The organism is Amycolatopsis vancoresmycina, assembly GCF_000716785.1.
Taxonomy (GTDB): Bacteria; Actinomycetota; Actinomycetes; order Mycobacteriales; family Pseudonocardiaceae; genus Amycolatopsis; species Amycolatopsis vancoresmycina.
This window is the reverse complement of the sequence record NZ_JNYY01000001.1, coordinates 648,616-673,809: the sequence shown is the minus strand read 5'-3', so window position 1 is coordinate 673,809 and position 25,194 is coordinate 648,616. Positions and strand designations below refer to the sequence as shown.

Annotated in this window: 19 protein-coding genes; 9 read left to right on the top strand and 10 right to left on the bottom strand. The window is 71.5% G+C overall.

All coding sequences use genetic code 11. The features are described 5' to 3' along the window. The 3 genes from OO60_RS02895 to OO60_RS02885 all read left to right on the top strand — a co-directional run bounded on the left by OO60_RS02895 (position 1) and on the right by OO60_RS02885 (position 3,813). Positions 1 to 843: an undecaprenyl-diphosphate phosphatase gene (locus tag OO60_RS02895; RefSeq protein ID WP_004561944.1), complete on the top strand. Its 843-nt coding sequence runs from the start codon at positions 1 to 3 to the stop codon at positions 841 to 843. A 115-nt stretch (positions 844 to 958) separates the two neighbouring features. Beyond that, positions 959 to 1,663 (top strand): histidine phosphatase family protein, encoded by a 705-nt coding sequence (locus OO60_RS02890; protein WP_004561945.1) that lies wholly within the window; start codon positions 959 to 961, stop codon positions 1,661 to 1,663. A gap of 95 nt (positions 1,664 to 1,758) precedes the next feature. Further along, positions 1,759 to 3,813, top strand: a complete 2,055-nt coding sequence (locus OO60_RS02885; RefSeq protein ID WP_004561946.1) for a M3 family metallopeptidase — start codon at positions 1,759 to 1,761, stop codon at positions 3,811 to 3,813. A 92-nt stretch (positions 3,814 to 3,905) separates the two neighbouring features. Here OO60_RS02885 and OO60_RS02880 read toward each other — a convergent pair whose 3' ends face one another. The 3 genes from OO60_RS02880 to OO60_RS02870 form a co-directional block, all read right to left on the bottom strand. Next, a complete protein-coding gene (locus OO60_RS02880; RefSeq protein WP_004561947.1) occupies positions 3,906 to 4,568 on the bottom strand; it encodes an SGNH/GDSL hydrolase family protein in 663 nt (220 codons plus the stop codon). A gap of 68 nt (positions 4,569 to 4,636) precedes the next feature. After that, on the bottom strand, positions 4,637 to 5,233 hold the full coding sequence (locus OO60_RS02875) for a ClpP family protease (RefSeq protein WP_033260722.1): 597 nt from the start codon (positions 5,231 to 5,233) through the stop codon (positions 4,637 to 4,639). Between the two features lie 124 nt (positions 5,234 to 5,357). Continuing rightward, entirely contained in the window at positions 5,358 to 6,344 is a 987-nt protein-coding gene (locus OO60_RS02870) for a malate dehydrogenase (protein WP_004561949.1), read from the bottom strand. Positions 6,345 to 6,708: 364 nt separating this feature from the next. Between OO60_RS02870 and OO60_RS02865 the strand changes: the two genes are divergently transcribed. Further along, entirely contained in the window at positions 6,709 to 7,338 is a 630-nt protein-coding gene (locus tag OO60_RS02865; RefSeq protein WP_167346726.1) for a DUF4360 domain-containing protein, read from the top strand. A gap of 67 nt (positions 7,339 to 7,405) precedes the next feature. Here the strand turns inward: OO60_RS02865 and OO60_RS02860 are convergent, their stop codons facing one another. The 3 genes from OO60_RS02860 to OO60_RS02850 form a co-directional block, all read right to left on the bottom strand. After that, the gene (locus OO60_RS02860) at positions 7,406 to 9,490 is read right to left on the bottom strand and encodes an FUSC family protein (protein WP_004561951.1); all 2,085 of its coding nucleotides are present in this window, start codon (positions 9,488 to 9,490) and stop codon (positions 7,406 to 7,408) included. Further along, the gene (locus OO60_RS02855; protein ID WP_004561952.1) at positions 9,487 to 12,609 is read right to left on the bottom strand and encodes a GH92 family glycosyl hydrolase; all 3,123 of its coding nucleotides are present in this window, start codon (positions 12,607 to 12,609) and stop codon (positions 9,487 to 9,489) included. The genes OO60_RS02860 and OO60_RS02855 overlap by 4 nt, the downstream gene beginning before the upstream one ends. Before the next feature lie 83 nt (positions 12,610 to 12,692). Beyond that, the gene (locus tag OO60_RS02850; RefSeq protein ID WP_033260918.1) at positions 12,693 to 13,088 is read right to left on the bottom strand and encodes a RidA family protein; all 396 of its coding nucleotides are present in this window, start codon (positions 13,086 to 13,088) and stop codon (positions 12,693 to 12,695) included. A gap of 94 nt (positions 13,089 to 13,182) precedes the next feature. Here OO60_RS02850 and OO60_RS02845 point away from each other — a divergent pair, with 94 nt between their 5' ends. Further along, on the top strand, positions 13,183 to 14,130 hold the full coding sequence (locus tag OO60_RS02845) for a helix-turn-helix transcriptional regulator (RefSeq protein WP_004561954.1): 948 nt from the start codon (positions 13,183 to 13,185) through the stop codon (positions 14,128 to 14,130). A gap of 49 nt (positions 14,131 to 14,179) precedes the next feature. On the opposite strand, the gene OO60_RS02840 is transcribed toward OO60_RS02845, so the two are convergent. Then, positions 14,180 to 18,490 carry a GH92 family glycosyl hydrolase gene (locus OO60_RS02840; protein WP_033260720.1) on the bottom strand — a complete coding sequence of 1,437 codons (4,311 nt, stop codon included), beginning with the start codon at positions 18,488 to 18,490 and terminating at the stop codon, positions 14,180 to 14,182. Between the two features lie 148 nt (positions 18,491 to 18,638). Here OO60_RS02840 and OO60_RS02835 point away from each other — a divergent pair, with 148 nt between their 5' ends. Both OO60_RS02835 and OO60_RS02830 read left to right on the top strand, forming a co-directional pair. After that, positions 18,639 to 20,270 (top strand): tannase/feruloyl esterase family alpha/beta hydrolase, encoded by a 1,632-nt coding sequence (locus tag OO60_RS02835; RefSeq protein WP_004561956.1) that lies wholly within the window; start codon positions 18,639 to 18,641, stop codon positions 20,268 to 20,270. Positions 20,271 to 20,311: 41 nt separating this feature from the next. Next, positions 20,312 to 20,956 carry a class I SAM-dependent methyltransferase gene (locus OO60_RS02830; protein WP_004561957.1) on the top strand — a complete coding sequence of 215 codons (645 nt, stop codon included), beginning with the start codon at positions 20,312 to 20,314 and terminating at the stop codon, positions 20,954 to 20,956. Here the strand turns inward: OO60_RS02830 and OO60_RS02825 are convergent. After that, positions 20,946 to 21,701 carry a helix-turn-helix domain-containing protein gene (locus OO60_RS02825; RefSeq protein ID WP_240490935.1) on the bottom strand — a complete coding sequence of 252 codons (756 nt, stop codon included), beginning with the start codon at positions 21,699 to 21,701 and terminating at the stop codon, positions 20,946 to 20,948. The two genes, OO60_RS02830 and OO60_RS02825, sit on opposite strands and share 11 nt — an antisense overlap. A 55-nt stretch (positions 21,702 to 21,756) precedes the next feature. On the opposite strand from OO60_RS02825, the gene OO60_RS02820 reads away from it, so the two are divergent. Beyond that, positions 21,757 to 22,722 (top strand): zinc-binding dehydrogenase, encoded by a 966-nt coding sequence (locus OO60_RS02820; protein WP_033260916.1) that lies wholly within the window; start codon positions 21,757 to 21,759, stop codon positions 22,720 to 22,722. Positions 22,723 to 22,807: 85 nt separating this feature from the next. Next, positions 22,808 to 23,068, top strand: coding sequence for a dienelactone hydrolase family protein (locus OO60_RS02815; RefSeq protein WP_004561960.1), 261 nt, complete (start codon positions 22,808 to 22,810; stop codon positions 23,066 to 23,068). On the opposite strand, the gene OO60_RS02810 is transcribed toward OO60_RS02815, so the two are convergent. Beyond that, entirely contained in the window at positions 23,065 to 24,363 is a 1,299-nt protein-coding gene (locus tag OO60_RS02810) for a M20/M25/M40 family metallo-hydrolase (RefSeq protein ID WP_004561961.1), read from the bottom strand. The genes OO60_RS02815 and OO60_RS02810 overlap by 4 nt on opposite strands. After that, entirely contained in the window at positions 24,356 to 25,183 is an 828-nt protein-coding gene (locus OO60_RS02805; RefSeq protein ID WP_004561962.1) for a M55 family metallopeptidase, read from the bottom strand. Before OO60_RS02805 ends, OO60_RS02810 begins: the two co-directional genes overlap by 8 nt. Positions 25,184 to 25,194 lie beyond the last annotated feature (11 nt).

The following is a 25,194-nucleotide window of genomic DNA, read 5'->3' as shown; positions in this document are numbered from 1 at the left end:
GTGGGGTGGTTCGAAGCCCTGGTGCTCGGCCTGGTCCAGGGCCTGACCGAGTTCCTGCCGATCTCGTCGAGCGCGCACCTGCGGATCGTGGCGGCCCTGGCGGGCTGGGACGACCCGGGCGCGGCGTTCACCGCGGTCACCCAGATCGGCACCGAGCTGGCGGTGATCATCTACTTCGGGCCGAAGATCGGGAAGATCCTGCGGGCCTGGTTCTTCTCGCTGTACAAGGCGGAGTGGCGCCGGGACCCGGACGCCCGGCTGGGCTGGCTGATCATCGTCGGCTCGCTGCCGATCGTGGTGCTCGGGCTGCTGCTGCAGGACCAGATCGACAGCGCGTTCCGCGACCTGCGGATCACCGCGACCGTGCTGATCGTGTTCGGCGTGATCCTGCTGGTCGCCGACCGGATCGGGAAGCAGGAGCGCACGCTCGACCAGCTGACCGTGCCGCACGGCCTCGGCTTCGGCTTCGCGCAGGCGCTGGCCCTGATCCCGGGCGTGTCCCGCTCGGGCGGCACCACGAGCGCGGGCCTGCTGCTGGGCTACACCCGCGCCGAGGCGGCGGAGTACTCGTTCCTGCTGGCGCTGCCGGCGGTGTTCGGCTCGGGGGTGTACAAGCTCAAGGACATCGGCTCGGGCGCGGTTCCGGCCCAGTGGGGGCCGACGATCCTGGCCACGCTGGTCGCCTTCGGCGTCGGCTACGCGGTGATCGCCTGGCTGATGGCCTACATCAAGAAGCGCAGCTTCGTGCCGTTCGTGGTGTACCGGCTGGTGCTCGGCGTGCTGCTGTACGTGCTGATCTTCAGCGGCGTGCTGGACCCGAACGCGGGCCCGGTCGGCCACTGATCCCGGTCTGCCGCAGCTGGTCGTGAGTGGTAAGGCGGGTTCTAACCCGCCTTACCACTCACGACGGCTGCGGCAGGGCGCCGGCGGTGATCGGTTGCCACGTAGGGTGGGGGCCGTGAGTACGGTCATTCTGCTGCGGCACGGCAAGTCGACGGCCAACGGCTCCGGCATCCTGGCCGGGCGCTCCCCGAAGGTGAACCTCGACGACACCGGCCGCGCCCAGGCGGACAAGCTCGTCGAACGGCTCGACGGCGTGCCCCTCGCGGAGCTCGTGGTCTCGCCGATGCTGCGGTGCAAGCAGACGGTCGGCCCCCTGGCGGCGGCCTGGGGGCTCGACAAGGTCGTCGAGCCCGGGCTGTCCGAAGTGGACTACGGCGACTGGACCGGCAAGGAGCTCAAGCACCTGGCGAAGGAGCCGCTCTGGCGTGTGGTGCAGGCGCACGCGTCCGCGGCGGTGTTCCCCGGCGGCGAAGGGCTGGCGGCGATGCAGGCGCGGTCGGTGGCGGCCGTCCGCGCGCACGACCGGCGGATCGCCGCCGAGCACGGCGACCACGCCGTCTGGCTGCTGTGCAGCCACGGCGACGTGATCAAGTCCATCCTGGCCGACGCCCTCGGCCAGCACCTGGACGCCTTCCAGCGGATCGTCGTCGACCCGGCGTCGATCTCGGTCGTGCGCTACACCGAGACGCGGCCGTTCGTCATGCGGGTCAACGACCACGGCGGCGACCTGCGCGGGATCGTGCCCCCGGAACCGAAGCCCAAGCGCGGGAAGAAGGCGGCGGCCAGCGACGCCGTCGTGGGTGGTAGCACGGGCCGGTGACCCCGGCCACCTCCGGAAAGCGCTGACACCGGCACAGGTGGACCACGTAGGGTGGCGGGACCGAGTGTGTCTGTCCCCGACCAGGAGCCTGCCCGATGATTTCGCCGGACAATCCGTTCGCCGCACCCAGCGAGCTGCCCTACGCCCTGCCGCCCTTCGACCGGATCTCCGACGAGCACTACCGGCCGGCGTTCGAAGCCGGGCTGGCCGAGCACGCGGCGGAGATCGAGCAGATCGCGGCGCAGGACGCCGAGCCGACGTTCGAGAACACCATCGTAGCCCTCGAGCGCGCCGGCGAGCTGCTGGGCCGCGTGGCGAGCGTGTTCTACAACCTGGCCGGCTCCAACGGCACCGACGAGATCCAGGCCATCCAGGCCGAGTTCGCGCCGAAGCTGGCCGCCCACCACGACGCGCTGCACCTGAACCCGCAGCTGTTCGCCCGGATCGACGCGCTGCACGCGCGGCGCGACGAGCTCGGCCTGGACGAGGAGTCGCTGCGGCTGCTGGAACGGCAGCACACCGACTTCAGCCGGGCCGGTGCCGGGCTCGGGGAAACCGAGCAGGCAAGGCTGCGCGAGCTCAACGAGCAGCTGTCCACCCTGCAGACGAAGTTCCAGCAGAACCTGCTCAAGGACACCAACGAGCTGGCCGTGGTCATCGCCGACCGCGCCGAGCTCGACGGGTTCGGCGAAGGCGCGATCGCCACCGCGGCCGAGGCGGCCACCGCCCGCGGCGAGGACGGCAAGTACGTGCTCACGCTGAGCCTGCCGACGAGCCAGGCGTCCCCGCTGGAGACGCTGCGCAACCGCGAAGTCCGCGAGCGGATCCACACCGCGTCGATGGCGCGGGGCAACCGCGGCAACGACTACGACAACAACGCCGTCGTCGCCGAAATCGTGCGGCTGCGCGCGGAACGGGCCGCACTTCTGGGCTATCCGGACCACGCCGCGTACGTCATCGCGGACGAGACGGCGAAGACCGCCGAAGCCGCCGCCGGGCTGCTGGAACGGCTGGCGCCGGCCGCCGTCGCGAACGCCCGCGCCGAAGCCGCCGAACTGCAGCAGCTGCTGGAAGCCGACGTGCCGGGGGCGCAGCTGCGGCCGTCGGACTGGCCGTACTACGCCGCCCAGGTCCGCCGTGAGCGCTTCGACGTCGACACCGAGGCGTTGCGCCCGTACTTCGAGGCCGACCGCGTGTACCTCGACGGCGTCTTCTTCGCCGCGACGAAGCTGTACGGTCTGACGTTCACCGAGCGCGACGACCTGCCGAAGTACCACCCGGAGGTCCGGACCTTCGAGGTCTTCGACGCCGACGGCACCCCGCTGGGCCTGTACCTGCTCGATCTGTACACCCGGGACGCCAAGCGCGGCGGCGCCTGGATGAACACCTTCGTCGACCAGTCGGAGCTGCTCGGCCGCAAGACCGTCGTGGTGAACGTGCTCAACGTGAACAAGCCGCCGGCGGGGGAGCCCACCTTGCTGACGTTCGACGAGGTCGTCACCGCGTTCCACGAGTTCGGCCACGCCCTCCACGCGCTGGTCTCCGCGGTCCGCTACCCCACGTTCTCCGGCACCAACGTGCCCCGCGACTTCGTCGAGTACCCGTCCCAGGTGAACGAGATGTGGATGCTGTGGCCGGAAGTGCTGGCCAACTACGCCAAACACCACGAGACGGGGGAGGCGCTGCCGCAGGCCCAGGTCGAGAAGCTGCTGGCCGCGCAGCAGTACGGCGAAGGGTTCTCCACCACTGAGTACCTTGCGGCGTCCCTGCTCGACCAGGCCTGGCACAGCCTCGGCGTCGACGACCACGTGGGGGAGGTGCAGCCGTTCGAGCGCGAGGCGCTCGTCAAGGCCGGCGTGGCCGTCGACGCGATTCCGCCGCGCTACCGCACGACGTACTTCGCGCACATCTTCAGCGGCGGCTACAGCGCCGGGTACTACTCCTACATCTGGAGCGAAGTCCTCGACGCGGACACCGTCCAGTGGTTCCGGGAGAGCGGGGGACTGACCCGCGAGAACGGCGACCACTTCCGCCGCACCCTGCTCGGCCGCGGCGGCAGCATCGACCCGATGGACGCCTTTCGCGCGTTCCGCGGCCGCGACCCCGAGATCGAACCCCTGCTGGCCCGCCGCGGCCTCAACGGAGTCTGAGTCTACTAACTGTATAACGACCTATACCCGGGGGCAGGTTCGGAAAAACCTGCCCCCGGAATCCGCTACGGACGACCAAAAAACCGCTCCGACTAGGAGACCAGGTCGAGCCAAGCGGCCGCGAGCGCGGCGTGGCCGGCAGGCGTCGGGTGCACGCCGTCTTCGGACCAGCGTTCGGGCCCGGTCGCCGCGCTGAGGCCGGCGAACATGGTGTCCGCGGCGAGCAGTTCCGCGCCGTACGCCGCGGCGAGTTCGTGGACGGCCTGGATCTTGGGGTTCAGGCCGGCGCGCCATTCGTCGCGGGTGGTGTCGTCGATGCGGACGGGTTTGCCGTTGACGCCGGCTTCGACCACGCCCTTGATCGGGAGCAGGAACGGTTCGATGAGGATGAGGGGTGTGCCGGCGAGGGGGGCGAGCAGGCGGTCGTAGCCGGCGGCGAACTCGTCGGCGGAGATCGCGGGGCGGTCGGGGGCGAAGGTGTGGCGGCCGTTGTCGTTGACGCCGATGAGGATCGAGACGACGTCGGGCCGGGCGGCGAGCACGTCGGTCTGCCAGCGGGCTTCGAGGTCGGCGACGGTGTCTCCGCGGTGGCCGGCGTCGAGCCAGGTGACGGGCCGGTCGGGGTGCCGGAAGCACCATTGGCCGGCGGCGAGTGCGGGGTAGCCGCAGCGTTCTTCGCCGTCCGGTCGCCAGAGGGTGGTGATGGAGTCGCCGGCGAAGAGCACGGTGCTGTGGGGTTTCAGGGTGATCGTCATGCGGTCGAGGGTGGCGGGGGTGGCTGGCGGGGAACGCACAGCGGGCTGGCATCCCCCGCCAGGAGCTGTCAGGCCGTGGCGGTTCGCTCTCCGGCGACGATGTGGTCGACGAAGCCGTAGGTCAGGGCTTCGTCGGCGTCGAACCAGCGGTCGCGGTCGGCGTCGGCGGTGATGCGTTCGACGGTCTGGCCGGTCTGGCGGGCGGTGATTTCGGCGATGCGGCGTTTCATCCGGCCGAAGACTTCGGCCTGGATGGCGATGTCGGTGGCGGCGCCGCTGATGCCGGCGGAGGGCTGGTGCATGACGATGCGGGTGTTGGGCAGCAGGTAGCGCTTGCCGGGGGTGCCGGAGGAGAGCAGGAACTGGCCCATGGAGGCGACGAAGCCGAGGCCGTAGGTGGCGACGTCGGGTTTGACGAGCTGCATGGTGTCGTAGATGGCCATGCCGGCGGTGACGGAGCCGCCGGGGGAGTTGATGTAGAAGGTGATGTCTTCGGCGGGGTCGTCGGCGGCGAGCAGGAGCAGCTGGGCGACGATGCGGTTGGCGACGTCGTCGTTGACTTCGGAGCCGAGGAAGACGATGCGGTCGCGCAGGAGCTGCTGGTACACCGATTCGTCGGGGGACGGGGTGGGGGTGTGCATGTCGGGTACGGCGAGAAGGGTCATGGGGCGACGGTAGGGCGCGTGATCCGGTTCGTGGTGGTGGTTTCGCTGTGGGCGTGCGGTGTTCGCCGGGCGCGAAAGGGGCCGCCGTCCATTGCGGACGGCGGCCCTTTTTTCGTGTGGCGGCTCAGATGAGGCCGAGCTTCTGCACGGTGTCGCGTTCTTCGACGAGCTCGTTGACGGAGGCGTCGATGCGGGCGCGGGAGAAGTCGTCGATCTCGAGGCCCTGGACGATCTTGTGCTGGCCGTTCTCGGCGGTGACCGGGAAGGACGAGATGAGGCCTTCGGGGACGCCGTAGGAGCCGTCGGAGGCGACGGCGGCGGAGGTCCAGTCGCCGGCCGGGGTGCCGTTGACCCAGGTGTGGACGTGGTCGATGGCGGCGGAGGCGGCGGAGGCGGCGGAGGAGAGGCCGCGGGCTTCGATGATGGCCGCGCCGCGCTTGGCGACGGTGGGGATGAAGTCGTTTTCGAGCCAGGCCTGGTCGACGGCGTCGGCGATGCTCTTGCCGCCGAATTCGGCGTGCTGGACCGAGGGGTACTGGGTGGCGGAGTGGTTGCCCCAGATGGCGACCTTCTTGAGTTCGGTCACCGGGACGCCGAGCTTCTTGGCGAGCTGGGCGAGGGCGCGGTTGTGGTCGAGGCGGGTCATCGCGGTGAAGCGGTCGGCGGGCACGTCGGGGGCGTGCGAGCGGGCGATGAGGGCGTTGGTGTTGGCGGGGTTGCCGACGACGAGGACCTTGATGTCGTCGGCGGCGCCGGCGTTGATGGCTTCGCCCTGTGGCTTGAAGATGCCGCCGTTGGCTTCGAGGAGGTCGCCGCGTTCCATGCCCTTGCTGCGGGGGCGGGCGCCGACGAGGAGGGCGATGTTGGTGCCTTCGAAGGCCTGCTTGGGGTCGTCGAAGATGTCGGTGCCGGCGAGGAGGGGGAACGCGCCGTCTTCGAGTTCCATCGCGGTGCCCTCGGCCGCCTTGACCGCCTGCGGGATCTCGAGGAGCCGCAGCTTCACGGGGACGTCCTGGCCGAGGAGCTGACCGGACGCGATGCGGAAGAGCAGCGCGTAGCCGATCTGGCCGGCGGCGCCGGTGACGGTCACGTTGACTGGGGCTTGGGTCATTGCGGTTCTCCAGCTTGAGACGACTTTGGCTAGTAGGGAGCCTATCCCTCCTCGGCGTTGCTGGTTGGGTGCGTCCGGTCACGCTGCCGGCGGCGGTGTCGCCGCCCGGGTGGCGGGGTGAAACGATCAAGCCCGGACGTCGTGGGGTGATCGCGGACGGCGGGCAGCGGTCCGGGGGTGCGAAATCGTTTTCCGGTCCAATTCATTCGTGCCTCGCGAGAATGTCGGTCCGAAATTATCGGCATACCGCGTGGCGGGACGGCTTCGGTGTGTTGCTCCGTTCAGCGGGGTTTGCTTCCATGATCCTTTCGCTACCATGGTCGGCGCCCCCGTCCCCAATTCGAATGTATTGGGAAGGATTCCGATGCTGTCTGCGGTCGTTGCTGCCGTAATGGCGCTATCCTCTGTGGTCGCCCCGCATTCGTGGAACACCCCGCCGCCGCCCGACAAAATCGTCATCGACGTCGTCAACGCCATCGGCACCGGCTGTCCGCCCAACACGTCCGCGGTGGCGGTTTCGCAGGACAACACGGCGTTCACCGTGACCTACAGCGCTTACACGGCGTTGGTCGGGGTCGGCGCCGGACCGCTGGACGCCAGGAAGAACTGCCAGATCGGCCTGCGGGTGCACGTGCCGCAGGGCTTCACCTACGGAATCGCGCAGGCCGACTACCGCGGATTCGCGCACCTGGAACGCGGCGCGACCGGCCTCGAAAGAGCGAACTACTATTTCCAGGGGAATTCACCGACGGCTTACGTGCAGCATCCGCTGACCGGGCCGATCGACGACGACTGGCATTTCACGGATTCGACGGAGGTCGGGGCGATCGTCTTCAAGCCGTGTGGTGAGGAACGCAATCTGAACATCAACACGGAATTGCGGGCCGCGGCCGGGACGTCGGATCCGAAGAAGACGACGAGCTACGTCACGATGGACTCGACCGACGGCAGCATCACCACGGTGTACCACTTCGCGTGGCTGGTCTGTCCGTGATCGGCTCCGGGTGACCGGAGGTCCAGAGGGGCGGCGCGGCCGGTGAAGCTGCGCCGCCCCGGGCCGGTCACGGCGTCGCCGGGGTGCGGGGGTCGGTGGCTTCGAGGCCGAAGACGCGGCCGAGGGCGACGAGGGCTTCGTCGAGGTGGCTGAGGCTGGACAGGACCGCGCGGGTTTCGGCCTGCTCGACGCGGTCGGAGACGGGCGTGCCGTCGTCGCGCACGAGCGTGCCGGGTGTGGGGCCACCCGGGGCGGCCAGTGCCTTGCGGAGGACGTCGATGTTGGCCAGCAGCCGTCCGGTGAACCGGCGGAGCCGGTCGGCGTCGGTGCCGGTGAGCTGGCCGGGCTGGGCGCGGGCGGCGACGTGCCGGGCCCGGAAGGCGATGGTTTCCAGGGTGGTGAGCACGTGCCAGCCGTAGTCGCGGCGGGCGCTGCGGAGGTTCACCGGGTGGGTCAGCGGTTCGACGGTGGTGCGGACCTGTTCGACGCTGCGGTCGAGGTCGCGGGAGAGTTCGATGACGTTGACGTTCTCCTCGCCGGCGAGCAGGCCGCGGGTGTGGCCGAGGAACTCCTCGAGGTCGTCGAGGACCTCGGCGATGTCGTCGAGCATCACCGAGCGGGTGCGGACCGGGACGATGACGACGGCGGCGAGGATGCCGGCGGCGGCGCCGACGGCGGTTTCGGCGACGCGGATCCAGAGGACTTCGAGGCTGAACGTGCCGAGCAGGCTGTAGAGCAGGCCGAGCATGCTGGTGATGAAGAACGCCATCACCACCTGGGAGACGCGCGCGGTGTAGACCATGCCGAAGACGCACACGAGGATGAGGGCGAGGGTGGCGGCGGTGTTGCCGCCGACGAGCAGTGCGAGCAGGACGCCGCCGACGATGCCGATCAGGGTGCCGCCGAGGCGGCGGACGCCCTTGACGAAGGTGGCGCCGGCGCTGGAGGCGCCGATGAACACGACGAAGACGGTGAGCACGGCCCAGTACCAGCGCTGGTGGGAGACGAGTTCGCCGCCGAGCACGGCGAGCCCGCCGCCGACGACGGCCTGGATGGCGCTGCGGGTCCGGTTGTCGTAGGCGAACTTGGGGGTCGGCTCGTCGTCGGGTTCGGCGGCGGGGTCGGTGACCGACTCGGGGTCGGCGGCGCGCTGGGCGCGGTCGTCGGCCAGTGCCAGTTCGGCGAGTGCCTTGCGGACGCCGTCGCCGGGGGCGGCGTGTTCGTCGATGCGGCTGCCTTCGACGAGCATCCGGCTGTATTCGCCGGTCTGGCTGATCAGCGGCAGCTCGCGCGGGTCGCGTTCCATGAGGGCGCGGAAGCGGGCTAGCCGGGCGATGAGGTCGTCGCGGACTTCGGTGGTGAGGTCGCCGGTGCAGGTGCGCTGGACGGTGCTGGCCAGCCAGCCGACGGCGAGTTCGACTTCGATGGCGCGGCGGCGCAGCCGGTCGGCGGCGCGGGCGTCGACGACGTCGGGGGCGGCGTCCTCGATGAGCAGGACGCATTCGTGCAGCCGCGCCAGCGCGGAGCGCAGCTGTTTGCGGGTGCGTTCGCTGCCGTTGACCGCGAGGTGGGCTTCGGTGGCGCGGACGACGGCGGCCAGGCGGGCGCGGAAGGCGCGGCGCACGCGGAGGAACTCGGCTTCGGGGTTGTGCCGCAGCAGCACGAACCGGACGACGGCGTTGGCGAGCACCCCGACGCCGAGGGCCATCAGCAGCTGGGGGACCTGTTTGAGGTGGGCCTGCAGGAACATCGGGAAGAAGAACAGGAAGAAGCCGATCGAGCCGAGCGCGGTGCCGCGGGCGCCGAAGCGCTGGGCGTAGACGGCGACGAAGATGAGCAGGACGAACACGATGCTGTCCATCGGCGGCAGCGCCGAGCCGAGGCTGGCGGCGGTGATGGACGCGGCTCCGGTGAGGAAGGCGAGGACGAGGGTGACGGCCTGGCCGCCGGGGGTGGGGTCGTTGACGGTGAACGCGGTCATCATCGCGGCGATGGCGCCGACGAGCATGACGGTGAGCGGGACGTGCGCGGGCAGCAGCGCGGCCACGGCCAGGACGATGCCGAGCACGGCGGAGCCGGCCAGGCGCAGCCGGACCAGGCCGGGGTCGGCCGCCGCGAGCCGGTCGAGGGCGGCGGTGCGGAGGTGGTTCATCGGGCGAGGAGCTCCCACTGGGCGAGGGTGGTGCGGCGGCCGCGGGTGGCGGTGATCCGCAGCCGGTAGCGGGCGTGCGCGGCCGGGGCGGCGAGGGTGAACGGGCGGGTCTGGCGGCGCCAGCGGAACAGTTCGTCGTGGCGTTCGTCCAGGGTGGACCACGCGGTGCCGTCGTCGGAGCCTTCCAGCACCCACGCGCTCGGGTCGCCGCGGCGGTCGCCGGAGGTGAGCGTGTACAGGGTGACTTCGCGGGGTTCGCCGGTGACGGTGAATTCGATCGCCGGGGTGGCACTGCGGAAGGTGACCTGGGTGCGGGTGGTGTCGTCGAACAGCGCGCCGGTCTTGGTGCCGTCGGACGCGGTCGCGGTGCCGGTGAGGTCGGTGGCCGGGGCGGGGTGCTCGGCCGGTGGCGGCGGGGCACCCCAGCCGGTGGGTTCGGTCGTCAGGTCGAAGACGAGCTCGGCGCCGCGGGCGAGGGTCGCGTGGGCGATCGAGGTGCTCTCGTGCGGTTCGCCGTCGACGGTGAGCCCCCGGACGTGGACGGTTTCCTCGGTGTTGCCGGGCGCGTGGATCACCAGTTTCCTGCCGTCACCGAGGTGGACGGTCGCCTTTTCGAACAGCGGTGAGCCGATCGCGTAGCGCGGGCTGCCGACGGCGAGGGGGTAGAAGCCCAGCGCGCTGAAGACGTACCAGGCGGACATCTCGCCGTTGTCCTCGTCGCCCGGGTAGCCCTGGCCGATGTCGCTGCCGAGGTAGAGCCGCCGCAGCACCTCCCGCGCGACGGCCTGGGTCTTCGCGGGCGCGCCGGCGAGGTTGTAGACGTAGGGGATGTGGTGGGAGGGCTGGTTGGAGTGGCCGTACTGGCCCATCCGGACGTCGCGGGCTTCGGTCATCTCGTGGATCAGGCCGCCGTACGCGCCGGGCCGCCGTCCGGTTTCCGGCGTGGCGAAGAACGTGTCGAGTTTGGCTTCCAGTGCCGCGTTGCCGCCGTGGAGGGCGGCGAGGCCGGGGCCGTCGTGGGGTGCGGTGAAGGCGGTGTTCCAGGCGTTGGTTTCGACGAAGTCGCCGCCCCAGGCGGCCGGGTCGTAGCCTTCGGGTGCGAACTTGCGGCGGCCGTCGCGGTGGCGGCCCTGGAAGAAGCCGATCTCCGGGTCGAAGTGGTGGACGTAGTGCTTCGCGCGCTCGCGGAAGTAGGCGGCGTAGTCGCCGTACCTGCGGGCCCGCGGCCCGTCGCTCTCCCGGGACAGCTCCGCCGCGAGGTTGGCCAGTCCGAAGTCGTTGATGCAGCCTTCCAGCGCCCAGGACAGTCCTTCGTGGACCGTCACCGGGGTGAAGTGCAGGAAGATCGACTCCGCCAGGCCCTTGCGGCCGACCGCGCGGCGCGGCGGGGTGACGGTGGCGTTCTTCACCGCGGCGTCGAAGGCGGCCTCGACGTCGAAGTTGCGCACGCCCTTGAGGTAGGCGTCGGCGAACGCGACGTCGGAGCTGGTGCCGGTCATCAGGTCGGCGTAGCCGGGGGAGGACCAGCGGGCGATCCAGCCGCCCTCGCGGTACTGCTGGACGAACCCGTCGATCATCCGGCCGCAGCGGTCCGGGGTGAGCAGCGCGTAGGCGGGCCAGGTGGTGCGGTAGGTGTCCCAGAAGCCGTTGTTGACGTACAGCTCGCCGTCGACGACCTTCGCGCCGGTCCGGCGGCGGGTGCTCGGCCACCACCGGCGCACGACCGGGCTGGCGTGCCGGATCCCCTTCGGGGTGGTCTCGTGCGCGACGTTCGGGTACAGGAACAGCCGGTAGAGGTTCGAGTACAGCGTCGTGCGCTGGTCCTCGGTGGCGCCTTCGACCTCGACGCGGCCCAGCTCCTCCTGCCACAGCTGCCGGGCTTGGTCCCTGACCTGCTCGAACGTTGTCCCGGCCGGGATCTCCAGCTCCAGGTTGCGCCGGGCCTGGGCGAGGCTGATCAGCGAGGTCGCGATCCGCAGCGTCACGTCGGGCCCGTCGAACTCGAAGGACCCCGACACCCGCCGCCACGGCGGGAACCGGACCTTGGCGCCGCGGGTGGCGGGGGCGTCGGTGACGCCGTAGACGAACATCCGGCGCGCCCCGGCCGACAGGCGGCTGCGGACTCCGGTGTAGCCGGTGATCACGCCGGTGTCGGGGTTGATCCGGAGGCGGCCGCGGTTGCCGGCGTTGTCGAACAGCAGCCAGCCGTGCTTGGCGGGGAAGGTGAACCGCATGATCGCCGCGTGCGACGTGGGCGCGAGGTCGGCGGTCATCCCGTTGGCGAACCGGACGCCGTAGTGGTGCGGGGAGTCGGTTTCGTCGTCGTGGGAGAAGGCCAGCGCGCGCTTGCGGCGGTCGGGCTCGACCGGGCCGGTGCCGGGCACGACGTGGAAGGTGTGCCGGTCGCCCATCCACGGGCTCGGCTGGTGCGACAGGGCGAACGCCTGCAGCGCGGGCCGGTTCTTTTCGTCGTTGTGGCGGTGGTAGGAGTAGAGCCAGTTGGTCACGCCCGCGTCGGTGACCGGGGTCCAGAAGTTGAACCCGTGCGGCACCGCCGTGGCCGGGAAGGTGTTGCCGCGGGAGAACTCGCCGCTGGAGTGCGTGCCGCGGGTGGTGCGGACGCAGTCGACCGGGTCGCGCGGCGGTTCGCGGCGCTCGGCGATCCGGACGTCGTCGAGCCAGCCGGTGATCTCGTCCGGCGCGTCGGTGCGCAGCACGATCCGGGCGATCCGGCGCCCGGCGAACGCCCCGAGCGGGCGGCGGACGAGGTTCCACTGGTCCACCCACAGCGTCTTGTCGTCGACCGGGTCGAACCCGGCGGTGGTGCCGTCGGCGAACTCGACGTCGAGGCTGACCCGGGTGGCGCGGTAGGCCGGGATGTCGCCGTCGGCGACCGGGAAGACCACATAGGACAGCTCGGTGCGCCCGGTGACGGGCACGTCGAGTTCGAACAGGACCGCGCGGGGCCGCCCGGTGTAGCGCAGGGCACGCACGCCGGTGAAGCCGGCCCCGGTCCGGGCCGTGGGGGAGTGCTCCGGGCCGCTGCCGACGCGCAGGCCGGGATCCGCCGGCTGCGGGTCACCGGTTTCGAAGGACGAGAAGAACGCGGCGTCGGACATGCGCTACACCGTATCCGCCGAACGGCGCAGCCTGCGCGCTCTGCTGCTCGTGCCGGGACCGGCCCGGCACGAGCAGCAGCTTCCTACGCGACGGCGGTTGCGGTCAGGTCGACGACCAGGCCGGGCAGGGCCAGCCGGGTCACCCCGAGCATCGTGGTGACCGGGGCCGCCCCGGCGGCACCCAGCCGGGCCGCCAGCACGCCGTAGTGCGGGAACAGCGCGTCGACGTCGGTGGTGTGGACGTCGAGCCGGACGAGGTCGGCCAGTGCCATGCCGGCCGCGGCGAGCACGGCCTCCAGGTTGTCCAGGCTCGACGCCAGCTGGGCGGCCACGTCCCCCTCGTGGCGGGGCCTGCCCTCGGCGTCCGTCGACGCCTGCCCCGAGCAGTACAGGGTGCGCGTCTGCCCCGAGACGACCTCGCCCTGGTTGAAGCCCAGCGCGTGCGACCACGTCACCGGGTTGACCGCCGTTCGTTCCAGTGCCACATCAGCTCCGTTCGTTGCGTTTGCTGCGCGGGGGAGCTTTCCGGCGAATCACGACATCTCCTGTCGGGTATTCGCTACGGTCCTGCGAGTGCGTGCCGACCGGCTGATCTCCCTGGTCCTGCTGCTGCGCCGGCGCGGCCGGCTGACCGCGGAGGCGCTGGCGGCCGAGCTGGAGGTGTCCACCCGCACGGTGCTGCGCGACATCGAAGCGCTGTCCGCGGCCGGGGTGCCGGTGTACGCCGAACGCGGCCGGCACGGCGGGTACGCGCTGCTGCCCGGATTCCGGACCGAACTCACCGGGTTGAACCACGACGAGGCCCTCGCCCTGCTGACCACCGGGCGGGCCTTCGGCCTCGGCCCGGCGCTGGCCTCGGCGCTGCGCAAGGTGGCCGACGCGCTGCCCGAATCCCAGGTGGCCACGGCCGGGCGCTTCCTCGTCGAACCCGAAACCGACCTGCTCTCCCGCCGCCGGGTCACCGAGGACGTCGACCGGGCCGCGATGCTCGAGGTCCGGCGCGCGGTCCTGGCCGGCCACCGGCTGCGGATCCGCTACGCGGCCACCGGCCAGGAGCCGCTTTGGCGCACGGTGGATCCGCTCGGCCTGGTCACCGTCCGGGACCGCGGCTACCTGCTGGCCACGCGAGCGGGCGCGGACCGCACCTACCGGCTGTCGCGGATCCTCGCCGCGCAAGAGCGGCCCGAACCGGCCGAGCGGCCGGGCGAGGTCGACCTGGCCCGGATCTGGCGGCAACGCTGTGCCGCCTTCCTGGCCGACGGGCACCTCACCGTCCTGGTCCGGGTGCACCCGGACCGCCGCGAGGACCTGCTGAACACGGCGGTGGCGGTCCGCGCGGAGCACCCCGAGCCGGACGGCCGGCTGCGGCTGGAGGTCACCTACCAGGACGCCCGGCACGCCGAGTGGGCGCTGTGGCAGCTGGGCACGGACGCCGAAGCCCTCACCCCGCAGTCCCTGCGCACCGCCCTGCACGACCGGGCCGCCGCGATCGCCGGCCGCTACCGCCCCCGAACGGCGTGAAGGCCACCCCCGATTGCTCGGGGATGGCCTTCACCGCACTACCGCAGCACTACATCTTCGCGCACTGCCCGACGTTCGGCCCGCGCACCGTGTTCGGCAGGTCGTGGTCCGTCGGCGCCGGGGTGTTCACCGCGCAGGCCAGCGGGCCGCCGACCGTGCTCGAGGTCAGCACCGGCCCGTGGTTGCCGGTCAGCGCCAGCGGGCCGCCGATGTCGGTCAGCTCGATCGACACCGGTCCGGTCGCTCCCGTGATCGCCACCGGACCGCCCACCTTCGTGCGGTTGAGCACCACCTGGGCCGCGCCCGTCGCCGCCAGGGGGCCGTTCAGCGAACCGCCGCGGACGATCAGCGACGCGCCGGGCGCCACGGTGACCGGGCCGGACACCGTGGCGTCCTGCAGGCAGACCGTGCCGCTCGAAACCGTCAGCGGGCCGTTGGACGCGCCCGTGATGGTGCGGGTGCACGCGGCGTCCGGCTTGCCCAGCAGCTCGAACTCGGCCAGCTGCGCCGGGGCGCCGGTGCTGGTCGCGGTCACTTCGAGCTTGTAGTAGGCGTAGTGCGCCGGGTCGGCCACCTTGAACGCGCGGGTCTGCTGCCGCCAGGTGAACGCCTGGTTCTCCTGCCGGTCGGCCACCGCCCAGGTCTTGCCGTCGTAGGAGCCCTTCAGCACCCAGCTCTTCGGGTCGCCCGCACCGGTCTGGGACGTCAGCGTGTAGTGCGTGACGGCCTCGTCGGTGTTGGTCAGCTGGTACTGGACGGCGCCGGTGACGGCGGCCTGCGTGCGGGAGGTGTTGTCGATCAGCGCCGCCGCGTCCGAGCCGTCCGAAGTGGACAGCGTGCCCCGGCCGGCGCCGGTCTCGTCGTGCAGCGGCGTCGGCACCGCGTCACCCGTGGTGATCGACTTCGGCGCGTCGTTCGGGCCGGTGCCCCAGTTCGAGGGGTTCGGGCCCATGGCGAAGTCGATCGTCCCGCCGCGCGCGATCAGGTCCTGCGGCAGCGACGTCGAGGAGTACGCCTTGCCGTTGACCTTCACGCCCTGGACGTAGACGTTCTTCGCGCTGTTCTTCGGCGCGTTGATCACCAGGTCCTTGCCACCGGCCAGGTGGATGGTGGCCTTCTTGAACAGCGGCGACCCGATCGCGTAGTCCGGGCTGCCCATCTGCAGCGGGTAGAAGCCCAGCGCGCTGAAGATGTACCACGCGGACATCTCGCCGTTGTCTTCGTCGCCGGCGTAGCCCTGGCCGATCTCGGCGCCGTTGTAGAGCCGCGAGAGCGCCTCACGGACCTTCGCCTGCGTCTTCGCCGGCTGACCGGCGTAGTCGTACATGTAGAGCAGGTGGTGGGCCGGCTGGTTGGAGTGGCCGTACTGGCCCATCCGCACGTCCCGCGCCTCCCGCATCTCGTGGATCACGCCGCCGTAGGAGCCGGGGTAGTTGGCGGTCTCCTGGTCGGCGAAGAACTGATCCAGCTTGGTCGCCAGCCCGGCCTTGCCGCCGTAGAGGTTCGCCAGGCCCCGGCCGTCCTGCGGCACGGTGAACGCCATGCCCCAGCCGTCGGTTTCGGTGTAGTCCCCGCCCCACGCACGCGGGTCGTACTGGTCCTTGGTCTTGGTGAACTTGCCGTTCGCGTCCTTGCCCTGGAAGAACCTGACGCTGGGGTCGTAGAGGTTCACGTACTGCTGGGCGCGGCTGGTGAAGTACTCGTAGTTCTCCTGGTACTCCGCCTTGCGCGGGTCGTTCGGCGCGGCTTCGTCGGCGAGCTTCTTCGACAGGTTGGCGATGCCGAAGTCGTTGACGTAGCCCTCGATCGCCCACGAGAAGCCCTCGCTGGCGGTGTTGGGCGTGTAGCCGAGGAAGATGCCCTGGTCCAGGCCCTTGCGCCCGACCGCGGAGTTCGGCGGGGTGACCGTGGCGTTCTTGATCGCCGCGTCGTAGGCCGACTTCACGTCGAAGTTGCGCACGCCCTTGAGGTAGGCGTCGGCGAACGCGACGTCGGAGCTCGTGCCGGTCATCAGGTCCGCGTAGCCGGGGGAGGACCAGCGCGCGATCCACCCGCCGTCGCGGTACTGCTGCACGAACCCGTCGACCATCTTCCCGGCCATGTCCGGCGTGAGCAGCGAGTACGCCGGCCACGTCGTCCGGTAGGTGTCCCAGAAGCCGTTGTTGACGTACATCTGCCCGTCGACCACCTTCGACCCGGTCTGGGTCGCGGTGTCCGCGCCGGCCTTCGGCGACACCGGGCTCGCGTACTTGTACGCCGGCTTCTGCGCCGTGCCGGTGTTCTCGAACTGCGAGTTCGGGTACAGGAACAGCCGGTAGAGGTTCGAGTACAGCGTCGTGAGCTGGTCCTTCGACGCGCCCTCGACCTCGATCACCTTCAGCTGGTCGTCCCACGCCTTCTGCGCCGCGTCCCGCACGGTGTCGAAGGTCGCGGCCGGGGCGATCTCCTGGGCGAGGTTCTTCTTCGCCTGTTCGACGCTGATCAGCGACGTCGCGATCCGCATGTTCACGGTCTTGTCGGCGCCGGCGTCGAAGCGCAGGTAGCCGGTGACGTTGTCGCGGCCCTGCCCGGTGAGCTTGCCGCCCGCGGTGACGGGCTTGTCGAAGCTCGCGTAGACGAACATCCGGCCCGCGCCGGCGTACACGCCCGTCTCGGTGTAGCCCGAGAGCGTGCCGGCCGCGGTGTCGAGGGTGAGCCCGGCGGAGTTGTTGACGCTGTCGAAGATCAGGCTCGAGTCCGCGCCCGGGAAGGTGAACTTCATCATCGCCGCGTGGTCGGTCGGCGCGATCTCGGTCTTGATCCCGTTCTGGAACTGGACGCCGTAGTAGTGCGCCCGCGCGACCTCGTCGCTGTGCTTGAACGGCAGCGCGCGCTTGTCGCGGTTGGCGTCGGGCACCCCGGCGGCCGCGGACGGCATCACCTGGAACGCCTGGCGGTCACCCATCCACGGGCTGGGCTCGTGGCTGACGCTGAACGCCTGCAGCTGCGGGAGGTTCTGCGCGTTGTTCTGGGTGCTGTAGTTGTAGAGCCAGCTGCCCGAGCCGGCGTCGGTGACCGGGGTCCAGAAGTTGAACCCGTGCGGCACCGCGGTGGCCGGGAAGTTGTTGCCGCGGGAGAAGGTGCTGTTGGCCATCGTGCCCCGCGTGGTGACCACGTTGTCACTCGGGCGGGTGCTCGCGGGCGGGGTCGGGGTCGCCGACACCTTGACGTCGTCGAGCCAGCCCTGCAGCGTGCCCGGGCCGTCCGGGTTGTCGTAGCCGACCAGGATCCGGTCGATGGTCTTGCCCTTGGCGACCTGCCCGATCGCCGAGCGCACCAGGTTCCACTGGTTGGCGTAGAGCACCTTCGAGGCGCCCTGGCCCTCCGGGGTCAGCGGGAAGCCGTACTGGTCGGTCGCGCCCAGGTTGCGCAGGTAGGTGCCGTCGGTGAAGGCCAGGTCGATCGCGACGTTGGTGCTCGGGTACTTCAGGTCGCCGGTGATGAACTGCGGCTGCACCTTGTACGACAGCTCGGTCGAGGGCACGACCGGGATGTTCACGTCGAAGATCTTGTTGTAGGACCAGCCGTGCCCGGTGGCGGTCTGGCTGCCCGAGTAGCGGAAGGCCTTCATGCCGGTGAAGCCGACGCGGTTCTTGTTGGTGTACCCGCTGGTCGGGCCGGAGTCGACGAAGCTGCGCATGTTCGGCAGCGGCGGCGGCGCGGGCTCGTCGTTGGCCAGCAGCAGCTCCGACATCTGCAGGATCGGGCCGCCGTTGTTGCGGGTGACATCGAGCCGGTAGTACTTGTACGCCGCGCTCGGGGCGGCCAGCTTGTAGTCCTTCTGCTGGAACCGCGCGGTGAACGCCTGGTCGGTCTGCTTGTCCAGGTCCGTCCAGTTGCTCGCGTCGTTGGAGCCCTGCAGCGTCCAGTCCTTGGGGTCGCGCTCGTCGAAGTCGTTGGCCGAGGAGATCGCGTAGTGCGTGATCGAGGTGGCCTCGGACAGGTCGATCTGCGCCCACGCGGTGGGGTCCCAGGACAGCCACTTGGTGTCGGTGGTGCCGTCGACGAGGTTGGCGACCACCTCGCCGCCGCCGGTGTTCTCGCTGCTGGCGCTGGTCTCGGTCACCTTGCCGCGGATGTCGCCGGGGATGGCGGTGCCGTTCGCGCCGTTGACGCCGTAGGCGCGCGGCTTGCCGGCGGCGTCGGTGTCGACGGTGTCGGTCCAGGTCGGCTGGACGTCACCGGGCTCGAACGAGGACGAGAAATCGGCGGGCAGGGCGTCTTCGGCGGCGGACGAGGCTGCGGGGAGGGCGACCAGGCCGGCGGCGACCACAGCGGCGGTCACCAGGAATGCGACCGGCGGTCTGGCGCTTCGGGGCATCGTTGCTCCAAGCTCGGAGGGCGGATTCAGCAGCGCCGCGCAGGCGGGGACCGGCGGCGCCAACGAAGGGAAACGCGCGGGTGACATCGATGTCAAGACCGCCCGGCAAACCTGGCCAAAAACAGACAACGCCGAAAACGGGGGACCGATGAGACCACTGAAGATCTTCGCCACCGTAGCCGCACTCACGCTCGCCACCACCACGTTCACCCCGGCCGCCGCCACCGCCGCGGCCGATGCCGCCGTCCGGCCGGTGACCACCTGCGCCGCCCTGGTCCGCGGATTCACCCTCCCGGGCGCCGCCACGCACGTCACCTCGGCCGCCGTCGTCGCCGCGACCGGCACCGACCCCGAATACTGCGGCGTGGCCGGCTACGTCGAACCCGCCGCCCGCTTCGAGCTGCGGCTGCCCACCAAGACCTACGCCGGGCGCTACCTGCAGTACGGCTGCGGCGGCTTCTGCGGCCTGGTCAACCCGCCCGAATTCGCCGACTGCGGCCTGCCCCACGGCGGCGACGTCGCGGTCGCCGCCACCGACGACGGGCACGTCGGCAAGACCCCCGCCGTCGTCGACGACGGCAGCTGGGGCGCCCACGACCAGGCCGCCCGCACCGACTTCGAATACCGCGCACCCCACGTCGTCTCGCGCGCCTCGAAGGCGATCATCCAGGCGTTCTACGGCGCCCCGCCGCGCAAGTCCTACTTCACCGGCTGCTCCGACGGCGGCCGCGAGGCCCTCCTGCTCGCCCAGCGCTACCCGGCCGACTTCGACGGCATCGTCGCCGGCGCCCCGGCCAACGACTGGAGCCCGCTGCTCGGCGAGTACCAGACGTGGCTCGCCCGGGTGAACACCGCCGCCGACGGCAGCCCCATCCTCACCGCCGCGAAGCTGCCCGCCCTCCACAACGCCGTCCTAGCCGCCTGTGACCGCCTCGACGGGCTCACCGATGGCCAGCTCGACGACCCCCGCGCCTGCCGCTTCGACCCGGCCACGCTCACCTGCTCCGGGCCCGACACCCCGGCCTGCCTCACCCCGGCCCAGGTCACCGCGACCCGCAAGCTGTACGCCCCGCCCGCCGACGCCCACGGCACCCTGCTCTACCCCGGCGGCCAGCAGCCCGGCTCCGAGCTGTCCTGGGCCGGCTGGATCATCCCGACCCCGGAAACCGGCGGCGTCGCCTTCGCCCGCAGCCTCGCCGACAACTACCTGCGCTACCTCGGCTACCCGATCGGCGCCCCGGCCTCGACCGTCGACGCGTTCACCTTCACCCGCCGCGACTTCGACCGGCTCACCCCGGTCGGCGTCCGCTACAACGCGCTGAGCACCGACCTGTCGGCGTTCCAGCGGCGCGGCGGCAAGCTCGTGCTCTGGCACGGCTGGGCCGACGAAGCCATCCCGCCCGCCGGCACGCTCGACTACTACCAGCGCCTCACCCACGGCCGTCCGCAGGACTCCGTGCGGCTGTTCATGGTCCCGTCGCTCTACCACTGCGGCGGCGGCACCACGCTCACCGAGTTCGACCCGCTGCGCGAACTGGTCGCCTGGGTCGAGCGCGGCACCGCACCCACCCGCGTCACCGCCACCGGCCGCGACGCCGACGGCCACGTCACCCGCACCCGGCCGGTGTTCGCCTACCCGCAGCGAGCGGTCTACGACGGCACCGGCAGCGTCGACGACGCCGCCAACTTCCGGCCCGCGCCGCCGACGTCACCGGTCCGCGACGTCGTCCACTGGGCCGGCGAGCCGCTCTACGCGATTCCGGGCCCGGTAGCGCCCTAAACCGGTCACGCGGGTCCGGCGTCGTCGCTAAAGTCGCGATCATGACGACGCCGGAACCCGCCGACCGTGTCCTTGCCCGCGCCTCCCTCGCCGAGGGCAACCCGACCGGGTGGTTCGACCAGCTCTACACCGCGGCCGCCCGCGGCGAAGCCGAGGTCCCGTGGACCCGCGGCAAACCGGGTGTCGACCTGACCGCCTGGGCCGCCGAACACCCGGGCGAAGGCCGCCGCGCCCTGGTCGTGGGCAGCGCCCTCGGCGACGACCCGGAACTGCTCGCCGCCCACGGCTGGGCGGTGACCGGCTTCGACGTCGCCCCGACCGCGGTGGCCGCCGCCCGCGACCGGTTCCCGGAGTCCACAGTGGACTACGTGGTCGCGGACCTGCTGAACCCGCCGCCCGCCTGGCACCACGCGTTCGACCTGGTCGTGGAGATCATGAACATCCAGGCCATGCCCCGCGACTTCCGGCCCGCGGCGCTGAAATCGCTGGCCTCGTTCCTCGCCCCGGGCGGCACGGCCATCGTGTGCGAAGTGGCCGAGGAGAACATGGACATGGCCACCTGGCAGAGCCCGCCGTGGCCGTTCAGCCGCGCGGAGGTCGAATCCGTCGCCCAGGACGGCGTCCGCCTGGTGAGCCTGGACACCGTCCGCGACGGCGCCCGCTACTGGGCCACCTTCACCCGTTAGCCCGGTGACGGCCGGGCGTCGTCCCGACCACGGCCGCGAACGCCGCGATGAAGTGGCTCGGGTTCGCCCAGCCGCACGCGCGGGCCACGTACGCCGTGTCGTGCCCCTCGGCCAGCAGCACCAGCGCGTGGTGGATGCGCACCTGCGTGCGCCACGCGTGGAACGTCATGCCCAGCTCGGCGCGGAACAGCCGGCTGAGCGTGCGGCCGCTCGCCCCGACCCGCGGCCCGAGCTCCGCCAGCGGCGTGTTGTCCGCGGGTGTCTCGTAGAACAGCCGCGCCAGGGCGCGCAGCCGGTCGTCACGGGGTTCCGGCAGCTGCAGCGGCTGCTCGGGGGCCTCGCGCAGCTCGTCGACCAGCACCCGGCGCAGGCGCGCGCTCGCGGCCCGGTCGTACTCGCGCGGGCCGGTCAGGGCCAGCAGCACCTCGCGGGCCAGGCCCGACGCGGTGAACACGGCCGGGTGGCCGGGCACCAGCCGGGCCAGTGACGCGGGCAGGAACACGATCCGCATGTCGGTGTGGCCGTGCGCGCGGTGCCGGTGGACGAACCCGGCCGGGGTCCAGGCCACCCGGTTGGCCGGCACGATCGACGTCCCCCGCTCGGTGTGCACCGACAGCACTCCGCTCGCCGCGTAGACCAGGTGGCCCCGCTCGTGGACGTCGGCCTCGCTGGCGCCGCCGGGCGGCCACAGGTGCACCCCGCCGGACGGCCAGATCCGCGACACGGGTTGGCGGCCATCGGGCATGAAGTGGCAGTCTACCGGTGGTCGGCCACCGCCCCCGCCGGTGAGAGTGGACCGCATGAAGACGATGCGTGCAGCGGTGTGTGCCCGGCCCGGCGGCCCGGAAGTCCTGCAGATCCGCGAGGTGCTGGTGCCCGCGGTCCGGCCCGGCTGGAGCCTGGTGCAGGTCACCGGCGCCGGCCTGAACCGGTCGGAGCTGCGGACCCGCCAGGGACACTCCCCGGACGTGCGGTTCCCGCGGGTGCTCGGCATCGAATGCACCGGGGTCGTGGCCGCCTCCACCGACCCCCGCCTGCCGGAGGGGACGACCGTCGCGGCGGTGATGGGGGAGATGGGCCGCGCCTTCGACGGCGGCTACGCCGAGTACGCGCTGCTGCCCAACGCCCTGCTGATGCCGGTCACCACCACCCTGCCCCGCGAGACACTGGCCGCGCTGCCCGAGACGTACCTGACCGCACAGGGCGCGCTCGACGCCCTCGGCATCGGTCCGGGCAGCACCGGACGGCTGCTGATCCGCGGCGGCACGTCCTCGGTCGGGCTGGCGGCCGCCGCCATCGCGGCCGGCCACGGCCTGGAAGTCGCCGCCACCACCCGCCGCCCGGCGAAGGCCGGCGCGCTGACCGGCCACGTCCTCATCGACGACGGCGGCCCGCTGACCGGCCTGCCGCAGCTGTGGCCCGAAGGCCCGGACTGGGTTCTGGACCTCGTCGGCGCCCGCACCGCGGTGGACTCCCTGCGCCTGGTCCGCCGCGGCGGCACGGTGTGCGTGGCCGGCTCCCTCAGCGGCTGGACCGTCCCGGACTTCGAACCGATCGCGAAGATCCCGTCCGGCACGAAGCTGACCGCCTTCCACAGCAACGACCACGCCGGCGCCACCGAGGTGCTGCAGCGGATCATCGGCGAAGTCGAGGCGGGTACGTACCGGCCGCACATCGACCGGGTCTTCTCCCTGGACGACATCGCCGACGCCCACCGGTACATGGAGGACAACCGGGCAGCCGGGAAACTGGTCGTGCTGCCGTGATCCGGTGGCCTAGGCTCGGCGATCATGCCCACCCAGTCGCTGCGGATCCCCACCCCGGACGGCCACGCCGACGCCTTCGCCGCCTTTGATCGAGGCGCACACCACCGACCGGATCCTGCGCGACGCCGACGCCTACCTCGAATTCGGCCACGCCGAAACCGACCTGACGCCCGAGGCACTCGCCGAGCTCAACCGGACCTTGGACGCCGCCGGGATCGAGTACACCTCGCAGATCTACCCCGGCACCGTCCACGGCTTCACCATGGCCGACACCGACGCCTTCGACGCCGCCGGGCTGCGGCGGCATTGGGAGAGCCTGCTCGCGCTCCTCGGCCGCGCCTGCTAGCAGTCCGCGAGGAACCGGGCCAGGACGCGGGTGCCGAAGTGCAGCCCGTCCACCGGCACCCGCTCGTCCACCCCGTGCGCCATCGCCCGGTACGGGAACCCCTTCGGCAGCCACAACGGCGCGAAGCCGTAGCAGTCGATCCCCAGCTGCGCGAACGCCTTCGCGTCCGTCCCGCCGCCCAGGCAGTACGGCACCACCACGGCCTCGGGGTCCTCCGCCCGCAACGCCGAAGCCATCGCGTCGAACCACGGCGAGTCCACCGGCGCCTGCACCGGCGGCTGGTGCGCGACGAACTCCCGCGTCACACCCTCACCCAGCAGCTCGTCCAGCACCGCGAACAACGACTCCTCGGTCCCCGGCAGCACCCGCACGTCGACCTGCGCCGACGCCGTCGACGGGATCACGTTCACCTTGTACCCCGCGTCCAGCATCGTCGGGGTCGTGCTGGTGCGGACCGTCGGCACCACCAGCGCACCCGCCGGGCCCAGCGCCGCCACCGCCGCGTCCACCCCGTCCGAAGAGGACAGATCCACCGGCACGCCCAGTGCCGCGCCGGTCCGCTCCAGGAACGCCCGCACCGCCGGGGTCAGCGACACCGGCCAGCGGTGCGCCGAAATCCGGTGCAGCGCGCCCACCAGGCGGACCACGGCGTTCTCGTCGTTGGGCCGCGATCCGTGCCCCGCGCGACCCCGGGCGGTCAGGCGCAGGTGCGCGGTCCCGCGCTCGGCCGTCCCGACCGGGTACAGGTGCACGTCCCGGCCGTCGGCCGCGGGCACGTGGTAGGTGTAGCCGCCCGACTCGCTGATCGCCGCCGCGCACCCCTCGAACAACTCCGGGTGGTGGGCGACCAGCCAGTGCGCACCCCAGTCCCCGCGGTCCTCCTCGTCGGCGACGAACGCCAGCACCAGCTCCCGCCGCGGCCGCACCCCGCCGGCCAGCGCCGCGAGCACCATCGCCACGAAGTCCTTCATGTCGGTCGCGCCGCGACCCCACAGGTAGCCGTCGCGCACCTCGCCGTCGAACGGCGGCACCGACCAGTCCGCCGCGTCCGCCGGCACGACGTCCAGGTGTCCCTGCACCAGCAGCGCCGGCAGCGACGGATCGGTGCCCGGCACGCGCGCGATCACGCTGGCCCGCCCCGGCGCGGCCTCCAGGATCCGCGACGGGATGCCCAGGCCGTCCAGGAACGCGGCCACGTACTCCGCGGCCGGCCGTTCCGGGTTGGCGTCGTTGTTCCCGCGGTTGGTCGTGTCGAACCGGATCAGGTCCGCGCACAGCTCGACGACGTCAGCCATAGATGCCCTGCACCGCCCCGCCCGCGATCGCCGTGACGACCTTGAAGCACTTCATCGCCTCGGTCATGGTCGGCGCGTCGAACCCGACCCGGCGCGTCCCGATCTGCTCCACCGTCGGGATCACCGCCGTCGCCTGCGCCAGGTGGCTCGCGTCGAACTCCACCTCGATCCGGTGCGCCCCGGCCTGCCGTTCCTCCCGGCCCGCGCGCGCCATCGCGTCGGCCGCCGCGGCGGTCAGCAGCTCCGAGGTCCGCGCCGGCGGCAGGCAGATCGCCGCGTACCGGCTCACGCACTCCTTCACCTGGACCAGCTCCGCCTCCGGAGCGTAATCACGGGCGTCGTCGCACGTTTTGTCGTCACCCGAAACGAGCAGGACAGGGACGCCGTACTCCGCGGCCATGCCCGCGTTCAGCCGCCCCTCGCTCGCCGGGACGTCGTCCAGCCACACCCCGGTGATCTGGTTCTCCAGGTAGGTGTGGGAAAGCACCCCGTCGAAGCCCGCGCCGGCGTGGTAGCCCAGGAACACCACCCCGTCCACGCCGTTGTCGATGCCCTGCATCATCGACAACGGCTTGTGCCGCCCGGTCAGCATCCGCGCCCGCGGGTCCAGGTCTTCCAGCAGCAGGTTCCGCTGCGACGAATGCGCCTCGTTGACCAGCACATCGGTGGCCCCGGCCGCGTACAGGCCGGCCAGCACCGCGTTGACGTCACCGGTGAACAGCCGTCGGAAGCGGTCCCACTGCGGGGAACCGGGCACGACGTCGTCGGTCCAGGTGACGCCGGTGGCGCCCTCCATGTCCGCCGAGATCAGGATGCGCATGCCGGGCACTC